The sequence below is a fragment of the Serratia sp. CY83965 genome (assembly GCF_052166375.1).
Lineage (GTDB): Bacteria > Pseudomonadota > Gammaproteobacteria > Enterobacterales > Enterobacteriaceae > Serratia > Serratia marcescens.
This window is the reverse complement of the sequence record NZ_JBJNOV010000008.1, coordinates 125,855-143,497: the sequence shown is the minus strand read 5'-3', so window position 1 is coordinate 143,497 and position 17,643 is coordinate 125,855. Positions and strand designations below refer to the sequence as shown.

Sequence of the window (17,643 nt, the reverse complement as noted above, 5' to 3'; positions counted from 1 at the left end):
TCGCCGGTTCGCTGGGCTCAAATCCCTCCGCCGGTATTGACCGGATCAGGTTCGACGGGTGTGCTCTCAGCGGAAAATCGGGCTTATTAGGCGGCCCGGCTCTCCGCACCCCGTTGAGACGGCGCTATTGTAAAGATTAACCGACTTGGGCGAAAGGCGCTTATGTCTCCGGCGGGGCAAACCAGGCGGACTTGAAGTCGAACCAGCCGAGGGTGTTCATCCGCACGCCGCGCATGCTGCGCTGGCCGTGCAGCTGCAGCCAGTGGTGGAACAGCGGATGCAGCTGGTGGTTGCTGACCAGACGCTGGCAGAACTCCGCCAGCGGCAAGCGGTTGGCGCGCCACAGCGCCGCGTCCTGCGCCAGATCTTCGTTCATGCAGTGCTGCATCAGCGGCAGTTCGTACAGCGTGGCGAACAGCGAAAACTCCAGCGGCAGATAGAAGTTGGCGCTGCCGAGCCACAGATCGCTGCGCGCGTCGCCCTGGTGCCAGGTGGCGTAATCCACGCTTTGCACGATCAGGCGGATGCCGTGCTGCGCCAGCAGCGGTTCAATCGCCTGGCGAATGGCGTGAAACTCCGAATGCTCATTGAAGTGGGTCATCGTCAGTTCGGTCAACCCCGCCGGTTTGGGCTGCTGCGCCAGAGCGCGGTTGTGGTGCCAGCGGGGCAGCAGGCCGTACGCCGGCGACCAGTAGCGCTGGTAGAGCGGCCCGGCGCGGCTCAGCAGCGAAATGGGGTTGATCAATTCGCACAGCCAGCTGCGAATGGCGGGGTCGGCGGCCAGCGGGGAGCGCTGATCGAACAGCAAGAAATAACAGCCCTCTTCCAGTCGGCTTTCCAGTTCGTTTTTGCCGGTTTCATCGCCCTGCAGCTGCACGCCGGAGTGCACCAGCTCTTCGGAGAACTCCGGCAGCACCCAGATGTTCACCTCGTCGATCAGCGCCCGGTAGCCGAAATAGTCGTCGAAGGCGTGGATCTTCATCTGGCTGGGAAGATTGCGCACCACGCGGTAGGGGCCGGTACCGACCGGATGGCGGGCGAAATCCGGCAGTTCGCGCCATTCACGCGGCAGGATCATGGCCTGCACGCTGCCCAGCAGCCAGGGCAGCCAGTGGTCGGGGCTGTGCAGATGCACGTCGATAACGAACGGCGTCGGCGAGGTGACGCTCTCGATATGCGAGAACAGCGGTTGCGAGGTCAGACGCGAGAGGGAAGTGATGACGTCCGCCATCTCCAGCTCGCGGCCGTGATGAAAATGGATCGCCGGGCGCAGGTAAAACCGCCAATGCAAGGGCGTCAGCGCCTGCCAATGGTGGGACAGATCGGACTCCAGTTCCCCGTTTTCCTCATTTATGCGCGTCAGGCCGTTGAAGATCTGGCGCGCCAGATGGGTTTCCGAACGCCGCAGCGCCGAGCCGGGCAGCAGGTTGTACAACTGCCGGTAGTAGAGCACCCGCAGGATGTGCTTCCCCTGGCGGAAGCTGCGCCCCAGCTGCGACAGCAGCATCTGGCGCACCACGTTTTTGTCGCCCACCAGTTGCACCAGCTGATCGATGCGATCCTGTTCCAGCAACTCCTCGGCCCGCTGTTGCTGCAGCGCCAGGCCGGTGTAGTGGAAGGTTAGCCGTGAACGCTTGCCGCGCCCCGACTCCGCCTGCCAGGTGAGCCAGCCTTCCCGCTGCATGGCGCTCAGCAGGGAACGCACGTGGCGCCGCGAGCAACTGAGCACCTCTGCCAGATCCTGCAGCGTGGTGTCGGTGGTTTCACCGTGGCAGCGCTGCCACAGGCGGATGAACTGCTGCTGCAATCTGGACGTGGACATAAAAGAGGAACGCTCCCGCTTCAACTCGTCAATTTTTCTTTCCCTATATTACGCCGATAATTTTCATCAATGAAAGGGGAGGACGTAATCATGAAAGCTTTCTTATCCAAACCGTTCTATCAGCGCTATTTCCGCGCGGTGCGCCGCCAGCGCGCCGACTGGCTGAGCCTGGTGCCCGAACAGGCACGGCTGGCGATGCTGGCGCACCTGACGCAATGGGACATTAAAGAGATGACCGATAAGCAGTATCGCGAGCACCTGTAGGGGCTGCGGCAACAAGTTTCTGAGTAATGGTGCTGTTTCACCAGCCAGTGGGGCGACCCACTGGTTTTTTTATGCGCGGTCATGGCGATGCGCTTGCTTTTTCCTCGCCGTGGCCTAAGGTTCTTTCTTCTGCTTTGAGGTCAGGGAAGACGATATGCAACGCCTGAGCCGCTTGTCACTGCGCATTAACCCCATCTTCGCCGCCTTCCTGCTGATCGCTTTTCTCTCCGGCATCGCCGGCGCGTTGCTGACGCCGACGCTCAGTCTGTTTCTGACCACCGAAGTCAAAGTGCGGCCGCTGTGGGTCGGGCTGTTTTACACCGCCAACGCGGTGGCCGGCATCGTGGTCAGCTTCCTGCTGGCCAAACGTTCCGACACCCGCGGCGATCGGCGCAGGTTGATCCTGCTGTGCTGCCTGATGGCGGTCGGCAACTGCCTGCTGTTCGCCTTTAACCGCGACTACCTGACGCTGATCACCGCCGGGGTGCTGATGTCCGCCGTTGCCAACACCGCCATGCCGCAGATTTTCGCGTTGGCGCGGGAATACGCCGACAGCGAGGCGCGTGAAGTGGTGATGTTCAGCTCGGTGATGCGCGCCCAGCTTTCGCTGGCGTGGGTGATCGGCCCGCCGCTGTCGTTTGCGCTGGCGCTGAACTACGGGTTCACCGTGATGTTCCTGATCGCCGCCGCCACCTTCGCGGTTTGCGTGCTGCTGGTGGGATTTATGCTGCCTTCGGTGCCGCGTGCGGCGGAGAATGGGGGGCTGCAGGGCGGGATGTCTGCGCCGATCGCGCCCGCCAGCGCCTGGCGCAATCGCGATGTGCGGCTGCTGTTCATCGCTTCGATGCTGATGTGGACCTGCAATACCTTGTATATCATCGATATGCCGCTGTATATCACCGCCGATCTCGGGTTGCCGGAAGGGCTGGCCGGGGTGCTGATGGGCACTGCCGCCGGGTTGGAAATCCCGGCAATGCTGCTGGCCGGTTATTACGTCAAACGCTTCGGCAAGCGCAACATGATGCTGCTGGCGGTGGCGGCGGGCGTGCTGTTTTATCTCGGGCTGACGGTGTTGGCGACCAAGCCGGCCCTGATCGCGCTGCAACTGCTTAACGCGGTGTTTATCGGCATCGTCGCCGGTATCGGCATGCTCTATTTTCAGGATTTGATGCCGGGCCGGCCGGGCGCCGCCACCACGCTGTTCACCAACAGCATCTCTACCGGGGTGATCCTGGCCGGGGTGCTGCAGGGCGTGCTGGTGGAGAATTTCGGTCATGGTTCGGTGTATTGGATGGCGGCGCTGCTGGCGCTGGCGGCGCTCGGGATGAGCGCCAAAGTGCGTGAAGTGTGAGGTTAAACGACGGCATTCTTGATGCAAGTCATTGAGAAGGCTAAGCCGGACGCTCAAGCTGAAGGCATATGGCGCGCGATCGCTGCGCCCACGCCCATCTCGCTATTGAGATGCCGCCCTGTCGTTTAGAACAGTGGGAACGTTATGGATAAACTCACACCGCTCAAACCGCTTCCTTCCCTGTGCGCCCTTGGCGCCACGCTGATTATCTGGTTCCTCATTCCCGTGCCGGAGGGCGTTGCGCCCAACGCCTGGCAACTGCTGGCGCTGTTTATCGGCACCATCATCGCCATCATCGGCAAGGCGATGCCGATCGGCGCGGTTTCGGTGATCGCCATCGCTCTGGTGGCGGTGACCGGCGTCACCAATCCGGGCAAGCCGGGCGCCGCGCTGGACGATGCGCTCAGCGGTTTCTCCAACCAGCTGATCTGGCTGATCGGCTTTTCGATCATGATTTCCCTCAGCCTGAACAAAACCGGGCTGGGCGCGCGCATTGGCTATTACTTTATTTCGCTGTTCGGCAAGAAGACGCTGGGCATCGCTTACGCGCTGACGCTGGCGGAAACCACGCTGGCGCCGGTGACGCCGAGCAACACCGCGCGCGGCGGCGGCATCATTCACCCGATCATGAAGTCGATCGCCGACAGCTTCGGTTCCAAACCCGAGCTCAATACCTCCGGCAAGATCGGCCGCTACCTGTCGCTGGTGAACTACAACATCAACCCGATCACCTCGGCGATGTTTATCACCGCCACCGCGCCTAACCCGTTGATCGTGAGCCTGATCGCCAAAGGCACCCACGGCAGCTTCGAACTGTCCTGGTCGATGTGGGCGATTGCCGCCCTGGTGCCGGGGCTGTGTTCGCTGCTCGTGATGCCGCTGGTCATCTACCTGCTGTATCCGCCGGAGGTGAAAAGCACGCCGGACGCGCCGCGCTTTGCGCGCGAAAAACTGCAGACGCTGGGGCCGGTGACGCTGCCGGAGAAAATTACTCTCGGGGTGTTCGCGCTGCTGTTGGTGCTGTGGGCCGGCATTCCGGCGATGATTTTCGGCCCGGCGCTGGCGGTCAATCCCACCACCGCGGCGCTGATCGGCCTGGCGGTGCTGCTGGCTACCGGGGTGCTGAGCTGGGAGGATGTGCTGAAGCATAAAGGGGCCTGGGACACCGTGGTGTGGTTCTCGGCGCTGGTGATGATGGCCAGCTTCCTCGGCAAGCTGGGGCTGATCGGCTGGCTGTCGCAAACCGTCGGCAACGGCATCGACCGTATGGGCATGAGCTGGGTGGGCGGTACGATCTTGCTGACCCTCATCTATTTGTATTCACACTATTTCTTCGCCAGCACCACCGCGCACGTGACGGCGATGTTCGCCGCCTTCTTCGCCGCCGGCATCGCGCTCGGGGCGCCGCCGGCGTTGCTGGGCCTGATCCTGGCGTTCTCTTCTTCGCTGATGATGTCGCTGACCCATTACGGCACCGGCACCGCGCCGATCGTCTTTGGCTCCGGCTATGTGACGCTGGGGGAGTGGTGGAAAGCGGGATGGGTGATGAGCGTGGTTAACCTACTGATCTGGATGCTGATCGGCGGGGCATGGTGGAAGCTGCTGGGCTACTGGTGAGGAAAGAATTCACCCGCCGGGCGGCGGGTGAAGTGAAGGGGATTAATTCAGAAACGCCGGCTGCTGCGCTTCGTAGCGGGAGATGTCCGCTTCGTGCTGCAGCGTCAGGCCGATGCTGTCCAGCCCGTTGATCATGCAGTGGCGGCGGAAGCTGTCGATTTCGAACGGATAGTTTTTGCCGCCGGCGTTGACCGTCTGGTTCTCCAGATCCACCACGAACTCCGTCCCCTCGTTGGCGTCCACCAGTTTGAACAGCTCGTCCACCTGCTGCTCGCTCAGCGTCACCGGCAACAGCTGATTGTTGAACGAGTTGCCGTAGAAGATGTCGGCGAAGCTCGGCGCGATCACCACTTTGAACCCGTAGTCGGTCAGCGCCCAGGGGGCGTGTTCGCGCGAAGAGCCGCAGCCGAAGTTTTCGCGCGCCAACAGGATGCTGGCGCCTTTATAGCGCGGTTTGTTCAGCACGAACGCCGGGTTCGGTTGCTGGCCGGCGTCGTCGAGGAAGCGCCAGTCGTTGAACAGGTGCTGGCCGAAACCGGTGCGGGTGACCTTCTGTAAAAACTGCTTGGGAATAATGGCGTCGGTGTCGACGTTGGCCGCATCCAAAGGCACCACTAAGCCGGTATGTTGAGTAAATTTAGCCACGTTAGCCCCTTAGTGAATATCACGGATGTCGGCGAAGTGACCGGCGACGGCGGCCGCGGCGGCCATCGCCGGGCTGACCAGGTGGGTGCGCCCGCCGCGGCCCTGACGCCCTTCGAAGTTACGGTTGCTGGTGGACGCGCAGCGCTCGCCCGGATTCAGACGGTCGTTGTTCATCGCCAGACACATTGAGCAACCCGGCAAACGCCATTCGAAACCGGCTTCGATAAAGATTTTGTCCAACCCTTCGGCTTCCGCCTGGGCCTTCACCGGGCCGGATCCCGGCACCACGATGGCCTGCACGCCGCTGGCGACCTTGCGCCCTTTGGCGATAGCCGCCGCCGCGCGCAGATCTTCGATGCGTGAGTTGGTGCAGGAGCCGATGAACACTTTGTCGATCGGCACGTCGGTCAATTTGATGCCCGGCTTCAAATCCATGTAGGCCAGCGCTTTCTCGGCGGAGGCGCGCTCGACCGGATCGCTGAACGATTCCGGCGCCGGGATCGCCTGATTGACGGCGATCACTTGGCCGGGATTGGTGCCCCAGGTGATCTGCGGCGCGATCTCTTCGGCGCGCAGCGTCACCACGGTATCGAACTGGGCGTCGGCGTCGGACTTCAGCGTGCGCCAATAGGTGACCGCCTGCTCCCAGTTTTCGCCGGTTGGCGCAAACTGACGCCCCTTCAGATAGGCGAAGGTGGTGTCATCCGGTGCGACCAGCCCGGCCTTGGCGCCCATTTCGATCGCCATGTTGCACAGGGTCATGCGGCCTTCCATGCTCAACGCTTCGATCGCCTTGCCGCAGAACTCCACCACGTGGCCGGTGCCGCCGGCGCTGCCGGTTTTGCCGATCACCGCCAGCACGATGTCTTTGGCGGTGATGCCCTCGGCGGCGTCGCCGGTGACTTCAATCTTCATGGTCTTGGCGCGGCCCTGTTTCAGGGTCTGGGTCGCCAGCACGTGTTCCACTTCGGAAGTGCCGATGCCGAACGCCAACGAGCCGAAAGCGCCGTGGGTGGCGGTGTGCGAGTCGCCGCAGACGATGGTCATGCCCGGCAGCGTCATGCCTTGCTCAGGCCCGATCACGTGCACGATGCCCTGGAACGGGTGATTCAGGTCATACAGCGAAACGCCGAATTCCGCGCAGTTCTTGATCAACTCCTGCATCTGGATGCGCGCCATTTCGCCGCTGGCGTTGATGTCTTTGGTTTGGGTCGACACGTTGTGATCCATGGTGGCGAAGGTTTTGCCGGGCTGGCGCACCTTGCGGCCCATGGCGCGCAGGCCGTCGAACGCCTGCGGCGAGGTGACTTCGTGCACCAGGTGACGGTCGATATACAGCAACGGCGTTTCGTTCGGCGCTTCGTGCACCACGTGGGCGTCGTACAGCTTCTGGTATAAGGTCTTGGCCATGTTATGCCCCCTGAGCTACAAAGCGGGCGATGATGTCGCCCATTTCATCGGTGCTGACAGCTTTGCCGTCACCGGCCAGATCGGCTGTGCGGTAGCCCTGTTCCAGCGCCTGGTTGATGGCGCGCTCCACGGCGTCGGCCGCTTCATCGGCGCCCAGGCTGTAACGCAGCAGCAGGGTGGCGGACAGGATCTGCGCAATCGGGTTGGCGATGCCTTTGCCTGCAATATCCGGCGCGGAACCGCCCGCCGGTTCGTACAGGCCGAAGCCTTGCTCATTCAGGCTGGCGGACGGCAGCATGCCCATTGAGCCGGTGATCATCGCGCACTCGTCGGACAGAATGTCGCCGAACAGATTGGAGCACAGCAGCACGTCGAACTGGGACGGATCCTTGATCAACTGCATGGTGGCGTTGTCGATATACATGTGCGACAGCGATACGTCCGGGTAATCCTTGGCGACCTGATTGACCACTTCACGCCACAGAATGGAGCTTTGCAGCACGTTGGCCTTGTCGATCGACGTCACTTTGTGGCGGCGCTTGCGGGCGGATTCGAAGGCGATGCGCGCGATGCGTTCAATCTCGAAACGGTGATACACCTCGGTATCGAAGGCGCGTTCCTGCATGCCCTGGCCTTCGCGGCCCTTCGGCTGGCCGAAATAGATGCCGCCGGTCAATTCGCGCACGCACAGAATGTCGAAGCCGCGGGCGGCGATGTCGGCGCGCAGCGGGCAGAATGCCTCCAACCCTTGATACAGGCGCGCCGGGCGCAGGTTGCTGAACAGTTTGAAGTGCTTGCGCAGCGGCAACAGCGCGCCGCGTTCCGGCTGCTCGGCCGGCGGCAGGTGTTCCCATTTCGGGCCGCCCACCGAGCCGAACAAGATGGCGTCGGCCTGCTCGCAGCCGGCGACGGTCGCCGCCGGCAACGGACTGCCGTGGCGATCGATGGCGATGCCGCCGACGTCGTACTCGGCGGTGGTGATGCGAATGTCAAAGCGTTGACGCACCGCGTCCAACACTTTGCGCGCCTGAGCCATTACTTCCGGGCCGATGCCGTCTCCGGGCAAGACGGCAATGTGATAAGTCTTCGTCATGTTCACACCGTTTCCTGATTATTTTGATGTTTGTTTTGCTGCAGGCGCTGCTTTTCTTTTTCTACCTGCTGTGAGCGCCAAATATTGTTCAACACGTGCACCATCGCCTTGGCGGAGGATTCGACGATGTCGGTCGCCAGACCCACGCCGTGGAAGCGGCGGCCGTTGTAAGAGACCACGATATCCACCTGGCCCAACGCGTCGCGGCCATGGCCCTTGGCGGTCAACTGGTACTTCACCAGCTCGATCGGGTAGTCGGTGATGCGATTTATCGCCTGATAGACCGCATCGACCGGGCCGTTGCCGGTGGCGGCTTCGGCTTTCTCTTCGCCGCCGCAGATCAGTTTCACCGAGGCGGTGGCCATGATGCTGCTGCCGGACTGCACGCTGAAGTAACCCAGGCTGAAGTGCTCCGGCTCTTCCTGCTGTTTGTTGATGAAGGCCAGCGCCTCCAGATCGTAGTCGAATACCTGGCCCTTTTTGTCGGCCAGCTTCAGGAAGGCGGCGTACAGGCTATCCAGGTTGTAATCCTGTTCCTGGTAGCCCATCTCTTCCATGCGGTGTTTCACCGCCGCGCGGCCGGAGCGGGAGGTCAGGTTCAACTGCACGTCTTTCAGGCCGATCGACTGCGGGGTCATGATTTCGTAGTTTTCGCGGTTCTTCAGCACGCCGTCCTGGTGAATGCCGGAGGAGTGGGCGAAGGCATTGGAGCCGACGATCGCCTTGTTGGCCGGGATCGGCATGTTGCACAGCTGGCTGACGATCTGGCTGGTGCGGAAGATTTCCTGGTGATTGATGTTGGTGTGCACGTTCATGATGTCCTGGCGCACTTTAATCGCCATGATTACTTCTTCCAGCGAACAGTTGCCTGCGCGTTCACCAATGCCGTTCAGGGTGCCTTCCACCTGGCGGGCGCCGGCCTGCACCGCGGCGATGGAGTTGCCGACCGCCATGCCCAAATCGTCGTGGCAGTGCACGGAGATGATGGCTTTGTCGATGTTCGGCACGCGGTCATACAGGGTAGTGATGATGCCGCCGAACTGGTTTGGCGTGGTGTAGCCGACGGTGTCCGGGATATTGATGGTGGTGGCGCCGGCGTTGATGGCGGCTTCAACCACGCGACACAGATTGTCGATCGGCGTGCGGCCGGCGTCTTCACAGGAGAACTCCACGTCGTCGGTGTAGTTGCGGGCGCGTTTTACCGAGCGCACCGCCATCTCCAGCACTTCGTCGAACGAGCGCTTCAGCTTCGATTCGATGTGCAGGGTCGAGGTGGCCAGGAATACGTGGATGCGGAACGCTTCGGCGACGCGCAGCGCTTCGGCGGCCACGTCAATGTCTTTGTCCACGCAGCGGGCCAGGCCGCAGACGCGGCTGTTCTTGATCTGGCGCGCGATGGTTTGCACCGACTCGAAGTCGCCCGGCGAAGAGACCGGGAAGCCGACTTCCATCACGTCAACGCCCATTCTTTCCAGCGCCAGCGCAATCTGAATCTTCTCTTTTACGCTCAGGCTGGCCTGCAGCGCCTGCTCGCCATCACGCAGCGTGGTATCGAAAATAATGACTTGTTGGCTCATCGGTGCATTCCTTATCGTGTTGATTTCACGCTAAGCGGGCAAAAAAAAACCCGCGCAGTAGCGCGGGTTTCTTATGGGTGATCGGCTGAGTCAGCTCCGAACTTCGTCCATAGGCATACCGCGCAAACAAGATGCGTTAAGTAGTAGGCCTAGTAGACGGTGAGTACGGATCATAAGGGTTCAGCTTCTCTTAAATTGGGTGTCTGCCTAATTTGATACGTGATTGGCCTGGCGATGTCAACACCTGATTGAATGCGGGGACAATGCATCAGCCCATTAGCTAAACAGAGGATCATTCGGCAAAAAAACGACGCCTTAGAGAAAAAAATGGGACCAGTTTGCGTGCTGCTTAGCATAAACGAATCGAATATATACTGCGCTAATTGCTTCTGGATTTCGTTGCGTTAAGATTTGTGATGAAAAAAACAAGAGGGATTAATCACGGGGAGCAATGAAATAACATTTTCAATACAAATGGTTTAAATTGAACTCATATGAATAATTGATTGTTTTAGTCATAATATAACAAAATAATGCGTTTTTACACAAAGTGAGCGGTGTTTTTAGATGGTTTGATTGCTTATGATGTGTTTTTATAGTTTGTCTCATACAGTGCGGCGACGTTGTTCAATTGTATTAATCATTGTTGATACCTAATTATTAGTACTACCCAGGTGGCATTCTTCTCGCTGACGGGGGAAGCTGCTGACATGTATTCCATATACGACTTATATCGTGTCGATAACACGAGGTTTTTTATCGGTTGATGACGGTAATGGCAGAATTTGTCGTGCAAAGATAAGACAATGCGGCGTTTCATTGTTTGTCGAGCATAAGGATTAGATTATCTACACAGGATTTAGTGGAGTGAAATATGGCTGAGTATGATTCAGAAATCGCCATGGTCAAAGAGCCGGCGGACATTCATTTGCGCAGCGTCGATCTTAATTTACTGACGGTGTTTGACGCCGTGATGCAAATGCAAAATATTACGCGAGCCGCTAATTCGTTAGGGATGTCGCAGCCGGCGGTGAGCAATGCGGTAGCGCGCCTGAAGGTGATGTTCAACGACGAACTGTTCGTGCGCTGCGGCCGCGGGATCCAGCCCACCATGCGGGCCAGGCAGCTGTTCGGGCCGGTGCGGCAAGCGCTGCAGCTGGTGCAGAATGAGTTGCCGGGATCTGAGTTTGAGCCGCTGACCAGCACGCGAGCGTTCTCCCTGTCGCTGTGCAGCCCGCTCGATTTGCGTCTGGGCGCCGGGATAATTAATCACGTCAAACAGATAGCGCCGCAGCTTAACCTGCAAATAAAGTCATACATTAACAATAATATTGAACATCAATTGCGTTATCAGGACGTCGAGTTTGTCATCGGCTACAGCCGTTTCGAGTCGGCGGAGTTTCGCAGCCTGGCGATGTTCGACGACGAATTAGTGCTGACGGTTGCGCAGGCGCACCCGAGAATAGGCGAGGAGGTGACGCCGGAGCACATGCTGGCCGAGCAGCATGCTGCGGTTTCCCTGGAAAGTTTTGGATCGTTCAGTAAACCTTTTTATTCAGACGAGCCGATGCTGCGTGCCGTGACGCAGCAGTGCACGGATCTTTACAGCGTGTTGAATATGGTGTCGCAAACGGAAATGGTGGCGATTGCGCCCGCCTGGTTGGTGCGACAGCTGACGGAGGCGTTGAAAATAAAGGCGGTTCCTTTATGTGGCAACGATAATAAAGCCACCTGCTACCTATCCTGGCATGAATCTTCAGAGCGGGATAAAGGCCACCAGTGGATGAAATCTGTCCTGATTGAGGCGGGTAACCCAAAGTAAAGCGATAAAGATGGGAGCCATATAAAGATAATATTCAACTGAGCGTTTTTTTCTCATGATAAAAACTAAGAACTATCTGTGTTTTTATTAAGATGTTTCTTGGTTTTGCGGCGATAGAATAACTTATTATTAGGGTAAATTTGTTCATTTAGCGAAAACAATTAATATAAATTAATATTCTGATTTTTACTCTCCAGTTGGGATTTTAAACTAACTCGATGTGGCGGCCCGAACGGGCCGCGTTTTATGGCCGCCATCAAACCTTTTCCTTCCCATTCTGTCCAACCCATGAAAGCGCGAAAGCCGGCTTGAGTTTTGGCTCACACTTCTACGCTGAAATCGCTTTTCCCCCTGCCTGAGAGTAGGTAGACTGCGCGGAAAAAAGTAAACACGTGTAAGCTGAGATGAGGGCCGCAAGGCGTCGTTCAGGCTTAACGGTATGATTCATTTCAGGCTTAGAGCACTATGATCACTAATCTGCTGCAATACCATTTGATCCATCGTATACAGCATCAAATCACCCACCGAGCCGATCGCACAGCATTTCGCCAATGGTCGCCCAACGGCGAGTTTCAACTGACCTGGGGAGCGGCGGCTGCCCGCATTGATCGCATTGCCGCCGGGCTGCTGGCGCTGGGCGCCGAAGTGCAAGAACGTATCGGTATCTTCGCCAATAACACGATGGCCTGGTCGTTGACCGATCTCGCGATCCTGCACCTGCGTGGCGTCAGCGTACCGCTCTATTCCACCAATACGCCGGCGCAGGCGGCCTTCGTCATCAATGACGCTGACATTCGCATCCTGTTCGTCGGCGAACAGGCGCAGTTGGACGCCGCCATCGCGCTGCGCGGCGTCTGTCCGCAACTGCGTCATATTATCGTGTTCGACGAGGATGCCGATCTGCGCGATTGCGAGATAGCCCAACACCTGAGCGCTTTCGAGCATGCCGTCGATCCGGCGGCTTTTATCGCTCAACGTCGGCAGCGCATTGAAGAGTGCGACCTGCAGGATCTCTTCACCCTGATCTATACCTCGGGCACCACCGGCGAGCCGAAAGGGGTGATGCTGGATTATCGCAACCTGGCGGCACAGCTCTACCTGCATGATGAGAGACTGACGGTCGGCGAAGAGGATGTGTCGCTCAGTTTCCTGCCGCTGTCGCACGTGTTTGAGCGTGCCTGGAGCTTCTTTGTCATGCATTCCGGCGCGCAGAACGTTTTCCTGCCGAACACCGACTGGGTTCGGGAAGCGATGGGGCAGGTGCGGCCGACGTTAATGTGCGCGGTGCCGCGTTTCTACGAGAAGATTTTCAGCGCGGTGCATGAAAAAGTGGCGCGTGCCCCTTGGCTGCGCCGCGCGCTGTTCCACTGGGCGATCGTCTGCGGGGAGCGCAAGTTCCTGCAAGAGCGGGCCGGCAAACCGTTGGGCAAACTGTTCGAACTCTCTCACCGCTGGGCCGACAAGCTGGTATTGAGCAAGCTGCGCGGTATCCTCGGCGGTCGGGTGCGCTTCCTGCCGGCGGCGGGCGCCAAGCTGGATGACAATGTGATCCTGTTTTTCCAGGCGATGGGCGTCAACATCAAGTACGGTTACGGCATGACCGAAACCTGTGCGACCGTGTCCTGCTGGGAAGAAGGGCATTTCCGCTTCGGCTCTATCGGTAAACCGCTGCCGCAGGTCGAGGTGCGCATCGGTGAAGAAAATGAAATTCAGGTGCGCGGGCCGATCGTGATGCGCGGCTATTTCAACAAACCGTTGGAAACCGCCGCGACCTTTACCGCAGACGGCTGGCTGAAAACCGGCGACGCCGGGGCGATCGATGAAGAGGGCAATCTGTTCATCACCGAGCGCCTTAAGGATTTGATGAAAACCTCTGGCGGCAAATACATCGCTCCGCAGATGCTGGAAGGCACGTTGGCGCAGGACCGCTTTATCGAGCAGGTGGCGATCATCGCCGATGCGCGCAAGTTCGTTTCCGCGCTGATCGTGCCGTGCTTTGAGTCGCTGGAAGAGTACGCGAAGTCAGTCAACCTGAAGTATCAGGATCGCCTGGAGCTGCTGCGCAACGGCGAGATCCTCGCGATGTTCGAAAAGCGCCTGCGCGAGATGCAAAAGGAGCTGGCGCGCTTCGAACAGGTGAAGAAGTTCACTCTGCTGCCGGCGGCTTTTTCCATGGAGTTGGGGGAGCTGACGCCAACCCTGAAGCTGCGCCGCAAAGTGATCCTGCAGCGCTATCAGCGCGAAATCGACTCGATGTACCGGGAACAGACCTGACGCCGCCGCCGGGCCACGTGCCCGGCGAAAAAAGCGGCATATCCTTCACCTGATTTAGTTCTGTAATTTTCCTCCTGTTCGAAACAATGCCTAGCCCAACAACCCTGAGGCTAGCGCATTGTTTTTATAAAGCTGCGATCTCCAGCCGCTTGGCAATAACCCCGCCGCCGTTAAGCCATTTTGCCGTTTGCCTGCCCCATATTCTGACGTTATGTTAATTCGATAGCGACAACCCATAAAAATTTAGGGGCATTGCCCCGCAGCAGGCGCTACGTTCCGGCGCCAGAGAAGAATAAGCAAGCCTGGAGGCAAACCCATGGAGATGTTGTCAGGAGCCGAGATGGTCGTCCGATCGTTGATCGATCAGGGCGTTAAACATGTATTCGGCTACCCCGGCGGGGCGGTGCTCGATATCTACGACGCCCTGCATACGGTCGGAGGGATCGATCATATTCTGGTGCGCCACGAGCAAGGGGCAGTGCACATGGCCGACGGTTACGCACGCGCCACCGGCGAAGTGGGCGTGGTGCTGGTGACCTCCGGCCCCGGCGCCACCAACGCCATTACCGGCATCGCCACCGCCTATATGGACTCGATACCGATGGTGGTGCTGTCGGGGCAGGTGCCCAGCTCGCTGATCGGCTACGACGCCTTCCAGGAGTGCGATATGGTGGGGATTTCTCGGCCGGTGGTGAAGCACAGCTTCCTGGTGAAACGTACCGAAGACATCCCGGCGGTGTTGAAGAAGGCCTTTTACCTGGCTTCCAGCGGCCGCCCCGGCCCGGTGGTGATCGATCTGCCGAAAGACATCGTCGGCCCGGCGGTGCGGATGCCTTATGCCTACCCGCAGGACGTGAGCATGCGTTCTTATAACCCGACGGTGCAGGGCCATCGCGGGCAAATCAAACGCGCGTTGCAAACCATCCTGGCGGCCAAGAAGCCGGTGATGTATGTCGGCGGCGGCGCGATCAACGCCGGTTGCGAAGCCGAACTGCTGGCGTTGGCGGAGCAGCTGAACCTGCCGGTGACCAGCAGCCTGATGGGACTGGGCGCTTTCCCCGGCACCCATCGCCAGAGTGTCGGCATGCTCGGCATGCACGGCACTTATGAAGCCAACAAAACCATGCACCATGCCGACGTGATCTTCGCCGTCGGCGTGCGTTTCGACGATCGTACGACCAACAATCTGGCCAAATACTGCCCGGATGCCACCGTGCTGCATATCGATATCGATCCGACCTCGATCTCCAAAACGGTGGATGCCGATATTCCGATCGTCGGCGATGCCAAACAGGTGTTGGTGCAGATGCTGGAGCTGTTGGCGCAGGATGACAAGGCGCAGGATCACGATGCGTTGCGCGATTGGTGGCAGTCTATTGAACAGTGGCGCGCCCGCGACTGTTTGGGGTACGACAAAAACAGCGGCACCATCAAGCCGCAGGCGGTGATCGAAACCCTGCATCGCCTGACCAAAGGCGACGCCTATGTGACCTCCGACGTGGGGCAGCACCAGATGTTCGCCGCGCTCTATTACCCGTTTGACAAACCGCGCCGTTGGATCAACTCCGGCGGCCTCGGCACCATGGGCTTTGGCCTGCCGGCGGCATTGGGCGTCAAGCTGGCGCTGCCGGAGGAAACCGTGGTGTGCGTCACCGGCGACGGCAGCATCCAGATGAACATTCAGGAGCTGTCCACCGCGCTGCAATATAACCTGCCGGTGGTGGTGGTGAACCTCAACAACCGTTATCTGGGCATGGTCAAGCAGTGGCAGGACATGATTTATTCCGGCCGCCACTCGCAGTCTTACATGGATTCGCTGCCGGACTTTGTCAAGCTGGCCGAGGCTTACGGCCATGTCGGCATCGCCATCCGCACGCCGGATGAGCTGGAAAGCAAGCTGGCGCAGGCGCTGGCGGAAAAAGAGCGGCTGGTGTTCGTCGACGTGACCGTCGATGAAACCGAACATGTTTACCCGATGCAGATCCGCGGCGGAAGCATGGACGAAATGTGGCTTAGCAAAACGGAGAGGACCTGATCATGCGCCGTATTTTATCTGTCTTGCTGGAAAACGAATCCGGCGCCCTCTCGCGCGTGGTGGGGTTGTTCTCCCAGCGCGGTTACAACATCGAGAGCCTGACGGTGGCGCCGACCGACGATCCGACGCTGTCGCGCATGACTATCCAGACCGTCGGCGACGAGAAAGTGCTGGAGCAGATTGAGAAGCAGTTGCACAAGCTGGTGGACGTGCTGCGCGTTAGCGAGCTGGTGCAGGGCGCCCACGTCGAGCGCGAGATCATGCTGGTGAAGCTGCAGGCCAGCGGCTACGGCCGTGAAGAAGTGAAGCGCTGCGCCGACATTTTCCGCGGCCAGATCGTTGATGTGACGGCGACGCTGTATACGGTGCAGCTGGCCGGCACCAGCGACAAGCTCGACGCCTTCCTGAGCGCGGTGCGTGAAGTGGCGGAGATCGTGGAAGTGGCGCGTTCCGGCGTGGTCGGCGTGTCGCGCGGCGACAAAATTATGCGCTGAGCGTGGTCTGGCGGCGAATAATTCGGGGCGCGGCGTGGCTGCGCCCTTTGTTTTTCGGTATTTTTTGCCCGATTGCTGGCACCTTTCGGCAAAAGCGGTTGCTAGGTAGTGTTTTCTGCTGTTAGATCGCAGAGGCTGGATTGAATAACCGTACGGGATGCCATGGTTAATCCGAGCACAGCCTTCACTTCTATTTTCAGCGTCATTAAGGGGTTAATGTGAAACTGGATGAAATCGCGCGTCTCGCGGGCGTTTCGCGCACGACGGCCAGTTATGTCATCAACGGCAAGGCGAAGCAGTATCGTGTCAGCGATAAAACCGTCGAGAAAGTGATGGCCGTGGTTAGGGAGCACAACTATCACCCGAATGCCGTCGCGGCAGGGCTGCGCGCCGGGCGCACCCGTTCTATCGGTCTGGTGATCCCGGATCTGGAAAATACCAGCTATACCCGTATCGCCAACTACCTGGAGCGTCAGGCGCGCCAGCGTGGTTATCAATTGCTGATCGCCTGTTCCGAAGATCAGCCGGACAACGAAATGCGCTGTATCGAGCATTTGCTGCAGCGTCAGGTGGACGCCATCATCGTTTCCACCGCCTTGCCGCCGGAGCACCCCTTCTATCAACGCTGGGCCAACGATCCGCTGCCGATCATCGCGCTGGACCGCGCGTTGGATCGCGAACATTTCATCAGCGTCGTCGGGGCCGACGAGGAAGATGCCTTTGCGCTGGCGGAGGAGCTGCGCACCTTCCCGGCTGAATCGGTGCTGTATCTGGGCGCCTTGCCGGAGCTTTCGGTCAGCTTCCTGCGTGAGCAGGGCTTCCGCCGGGCCTGGCAAGAGGATCCCCGCCACGTCGATTACCTGTATGCCAACAGCTATGAGCGTGAAGCCGCCGGCGCGCTGTTTGCCGAATGGCTGAAGACGCACCCGATGCCGCAGGCGCTGTTCACCACCTCGTTCTCGCTGTTGCAGGGAGTGATGGACGTGACGCTGAAGCAACGCGGCCGTTTGCCGACCGATCTGGCGATTGCCACCTTCGGCGACCATGAACTGTTGGATTTCCTGGAGTGCCCGGTGCTCGCGGTGGCGCAGCGCCATCGTGACGTGGCCGAACGCGTGCTGGAGCTGGTGTTGGCCAGCCTGGACGAACCGCGTAAACCCAAGCCTGGATTGACGCGTATTCGCCGCAATCTGTTCCGCCGCGGCAGCCTGAGCCGCAAGTAGTTTGCCTGGCAGGAGC

Annotated in this window: 13 protein-coding genes and 1 riboswitch; of the genes, 8 read left to right on the top strand and 5 right to left on the bottom strand. The window is 59.4% G+C overall.

What is annotated here, in order from left to right; genetic code table 11:
• Nucleotides 1–4: 4 nt before the first annotated feature.
• Nucleotides 5–123, bottom strand: a riboswitch (TPP riboswitch).
• 37 nt (nucleotides 124–160) lie between these two features.
• Nucleotides 161–1,822 (bottom strand): HTH-type transcriptional regulator SgrR, encoded by a 1,662-nt coding sequence (sgrR, locus tag ACJ8PL_RS15970; protein WP_123867862.1) that lies wholly within the window; start codon nucleotides 1,820–1,822, stop codon nucleotides 161–163.
• Nucleotides 1,823–1,912: 90 nt separating this feature from the next.
• Between sgrR and sgrT the strand changes: the two genes are divergently transcribed.
• The 3 genes from sgrT (at nucleotide 1,913) to ACJ8PL_RS15955 (ending at nucleotide 5,054) form a co-directional block, all read left to right on the top strand.
• Nucleotides 1,913–2,086 carry a glucose uptake inhibitor SgrT gene (gene sgrT, locus ACJ8PL_RS15965; protein ID WP_016929104.1) on the top strand — a complete coding sequence of 58 codons (174 nt, stop codon included), beginning with the start codon at nucleotides 1,913–1,915 and terminating at the stop codon, nucleotides 2,084–2,086.
• Between the two features lie 154 nt (nucleotides 2,087–2,240).
• Nucleotides 2,241–3,437 (top strand): sugar efflux transporter, encoded by a 1,197-nt coding sequence (locus tag ACJ8PL_RS15960; protein ID WP_110146686.1) that lies wholly within the window; start codon nucleotides 2,241–2,243, stop codon nucleotides 3,435–3,437.
• A gap of 144 nt (nucleotides 3,438–3,581) precedes the next feature.
• Nucleotides 3,582–5,054: a DASS family sodium-coupled anion symporter gene (locus ACJ8PL_RS15955; RefSeq protein ID WP_016929102.1), complete on the top strand. Its 1,473-nt coding sequence runs from the start codon at nucleotides 3,582–3,584 to the stop codon at nucleotides 5,052–5,054.
• A gap of 42 nt (nucleotides 5,055–5,096) precedes the next feature.
• Here the strand turns inward: ACJ8PL_RS15955 and leuD are convergent, their stop codons facing one another.
• Genes leuD through leuA form a run of 4 tightly spaced genes read right to left on the bottom strand, consistent with a single transcriptional unit; the run spans nucleotide 5,097 to nucleotide 9,779 of the window.
• On the bottom strand, nucleotides 5,097–5,699 hold the full coding sequence (gene leuD, locus ACJ8PL_RS15950; protein WP_079450079.1) for a 3-isopropylmalate dehydratase small subunit: 603 nt from the start codon (nucleotides 5,697–5,699) through the stop codon (nucleotides 5,097–5,099).
• Between the two features lie 9 nt (nucleotides 5,700–5,708).
• Nucleotides 5,709–7,109, bottom strand: a complete 1,401-nt coding sequence (gene leuC / locus ACJ8PL_RS15945) for a 3-isopropylmalate dehydratase large subunit (RefSeq protein WP_110146688.1) — start codon at nucleotides 7,107–7,109, stop codon at nucleotides 5,709–5,711.
• Nucleotide 7,110: 1 nt separating this feature from the next.
• The gene (leuB, locus tag ACJ8PL_RS15940; RefSeq protein ID WP_025159635.1) at nucleotides 7,111–8,202 is read right to left on the bottom strand and encodes a 3-isopropylmalate dehydrogenase; all 1,092 of its coding nucleotides are present in this window, start codon (nucleotides 8,200–8,202) and stop codon (nucleotides 7,111–7,113) included.
• A gap of 2 nt (nucleotides 8,203–8,204) precedes the next feature.
• On the bottom strand, nucleotides 8,205–9,779 hold the full coding sequence (leuA, locus tag ACJ8PL_RS15935; protein ID WP_016929098.1) for a 2-isopropylmalate synthase: 1,575 nt from the start codon (nucleotides 9,777–9,779) through the stop codon (nucleotides 8,205–8,207).
• An 874-nt stretch (nucleotides 9,780–10,653) separates the two neighbouring features.
• Between leuA and leuO the strand changes: the two genes are divergently transcribed.
• From leuO to cra, 5 genes are all read left to right on the top strand, one after another.
• Complete coding sequence (gene leuO / locus ACJ8PL_RS15930) at nucleotides 10,654–11,601, top strand: transcriptional regulator LeuO (protein ID WP_442531273.1); 948 nt, start codon at nucleotides 10,654–10,656, stop codon at nucleotides 11,599–11,601.
• A gap of 465 nt (nucleotides 11,602–12,066) precedes the next feature.
• Nucleotides 12,067–13,875, top strand: coding sequence for an AMP-dependent synthetase/ligase (locus ACJ8PL_RS15925; protein WP_442531272.1), 1,809 nt, complete (start codon nucleotides 12,067–12,069; stop codon nucleotides 13,873–13,875).
• Between the two features lie 316 nt (nucleotides 13,876–14,191).
• Nucleotides 14,192–15,910 (top strand): acetolactate synthase 3 large subunit, encoded by a 1,719-nt coding sequence (gene ilvI, locus ACJ8PL_RS15920; protein ID WP_033641254.1) that lies wholly within the window; start codon nucleotides 14,192–14,194, stop codon nucleotides 15,908–15,910.
• 2 nt (nucleotides 15,911–15,912) lie between these two features.
• Entirely contained in the window at nucleotides 15,913–16,404 is a 492-nt protein-coding gene (ilvN, locus tag ACJ8PL_RS15915; RefSeq protein WP_004932806.1) for an acetolactate synthase small subunit, read from the top strand.
• A 218-nt stretch (nucleotides 16,405–16,622) separates the two neighbouring features.
• A complete protein-coding gene (gene cra, locus ACJ8PL_RS15910; protein ID WP_397609384.1) occupies nucleotides 16,623–17,627 on the top strand; it encodes a catabolite repressor/activator in 1,005 nt (334 codons plus the stop codon).
• The last annotated feature ends 16 nt before the right edge of the window (nucleotides 17,628–17,643 follow it).